This window comes from Aestuariibaculum marinum (genome assembly GCF_014596975.1).
Classification (GTDB): Bacteria; Bacteroidota; Bacteroidia; order Flavobacteriales; family Flavobacteriaceae; genus Aestuariibaculum; species Aestuariibaculum marinum.
In genome coordinates, this window is sequence record NZ_JACVXD010000028.1 from 1 (window position 1) to 1,870 (window position 1,870).

The following is a 1,870-nucleotide window of genomic DNA, read 5'->3' on the forward strand; positions in this document are numbered from 1 at the left end:
AAACTATATGACAACTCAAATGACTAACTGTATGAGATCCTCTTCGCTGATATTCTGACATATCATAAAGATATAATTTTTATATCACTAAAGTGCTGCAATGAAATTGCAGGGTTTTAGACCCTAATTTGAAACCAATAAAAACGCACTACAACACAGTGTATAATTCATTGCTTCTGATTTTCCTCACGGAAAATCCTCGCAAGTTTGCTATCTTAGTTTCTTAACACGAAAATCCTGCGGATTTTCACGCAACGAAACTATACACAAACCGTTGGCAACAAGCTGAAAAATAAACCTAATGAATATGCTCTATAAATTTTTTTGCGTCAATTTCGAGATTACTGCGAAATTATTTAGGAACAGAGATTATCCTTTTTTTTCAACAATTCTTTCGTTGGTTATGTACCAATTCTTTACAATTTTATTTATCAATGATTTTATAACATTCCAAATTTTAAGGAGACGAGATTTAATAATGGAAAGAGATAAAACTTATGGAATTATATTAATTTCACTTCTTATCGTTGCTAATTACACTTACTTTTCCCATAATAACCGATATATAAAAATTTGGGACAACTATTTGAATTATAGTAAAAAGACAAAAATAAAATACCGCATATTATCATCTTTATTTATGGTTACGATAATAGTGCTAAATATATTAATGGTATTTGCATTAAGACATAATATTAATTGGTTGAACTAAATCTGGATATACAATAGTTCTTCAAAGTAGTGATGTCGGAAATAAAGCTTGGATTTTAAAAAACGAAAAGCAACCGCAATAAAAATGACTGACGGACTGAATGAAAGAGCGGAAATTCAGAAATCGGAAAAGTATGAATAGCATTTCAATACTAATCATTGAATTTTTGAGAAACGGAAAAAAACGACAAAAAAATAAAGCCAGTTGCCAACACCGTATATAATTTATTGCTAGTTCAAGCCTACTTACGAAAATCCTCGCGGATTTTCTATTCGGTTTTTATTTGCTAAATTACGTGCAAAACCACGCAACAAACCATATACAAACACGTTGTAAACAATTTAAAACGAACATTGAGCAAAGTATTTAAATATGGATTTTTAATTATCGGAATGCTAGTTCTTATCGGATTTGCTCTGAAAGGAAATATCACTCACGAGCAATTTGACTCTGAAAAGTGGAAAAATTGGACGGAATCAGAAGCTGAATGGTCGTTGCGTTGGGATATGATGAATAGTTTACGGAATAGCCACGAACTGAAAGGAAAATCGAAAACGGAAATAATTGAATTATTAGGAAAACCCGATTCAGAAACAAATTCGGATTTTAGATATTATTTAGGAATGTCAAAACACGGAATTAATACGGGAAGTTTGACAATTAGTTTTAACGAAAATGGAATCGCAACTGATTTTTCAGTTTGGCAAGGATAAAATACAAATATGCCTCAAAAAATAATTCAAAAATCACATATCGCGAGACTGACCAATAACAAAGAGTACAGATATCCTCATCATTCTTCAGAAATTGGAGAAATAGAATTTACAAGCAATTTTAATACGGGATATTTTAACGAGCTGACATTTAAAAAAATTAAAGGTAGTGGAGATTTTGGAGGTAATTACCTATGTGTAGAACAAAATGATGAATACAGGATTTCTAAATACTAAAAAACTGTTTACAACAATGTATAACCGCAATTACGGCGGATTCGACTACGTCCGAATCCACTCGGAATTGCTAACGCCAGTTTTAAACCAAAAATTAACGTATATAACCCGTAACTGACGGTTATACGAAGCCGTTGCCCACAATATTGACCCGTCCGGAAATAAGGCTACATAATTTTAATAATTATGTACAAAAATGACAAAGTAA

General features: G+C 31.5%; 2 protein-coding genes. Both read left to right on the forward strand.

Features of this window, described 5'->3' with window-relative positions:
* The first annotated feature begins 1,104 nt into the window (after positions 1-1,104).
* A complete protein-coding gene (locus tag ICJ85_RS16045) occupies positions 1,105-1,425 on the forward strand; it encodes a hypothetical protein (protein WP_188224812.1) in 321 nt (106 codons plus the stop codon).
* Between the two features lie 9 nt (positions 1,426-1,434).
* On the forward strand, positions 1,435-1,662 hold the full coding sequence (locus ICJ85_RS16050; RefSeq protein WP_188224813.1) for a hypothetical protein: 228 nt from the start codon (positions 1,435-1,437) through the stop codon (positions 1,660-1,662).
* Positions 1,663-1,870: the final 208 nt, after the last annotated feature.